Annotated in this window: 1 tRNA gene; it reads right to left on the reverse strand. The window is 57.9% G+C overall.

Annotation, left to right across the window (positions count from 1 at the left end):
• Positions 1-80: 80 nt before the first annotated feature.
• Positions 81-157: transfer RNA gene (locus G9F75_RS19870), tRNA-Ile, on the reverse strand.
• Between the last annotated feature and the right edge of the window lie 78 nt (positions 158-235).

Below are 235 nucleotides of genomic sequence, written 5' to 3' on the forward strand. Positions count from 1 at the left end.
GAACCCCCGCGGGCTTTGACACCCCTGTCGGTTTTCAAGACCGATCCCTTCAGCCAGACTTGGGTATTCCTCCGTATAAGTGGTGGACCTTGTAGGACTCGAACCTACGACCGGACGGTTATGAGCCGTCTGCTCTAACCAACTGAGCTAAAGGTCCAATGGTAGCGGCGGAGGGGATCGAACCCCCGACCTCACGGGTATGAACCGTACGCTCTAGCCAGCTGAGCTACACCGC

It is taken from the genome of Bacillus sp. EKM208B, from assembly GCF_011800725.1.
Lineage (GTDB): Bacteria > Bacillota > Bacilli > Bacillales > Bacillaceae > Bacillus > Bacillus velezensis.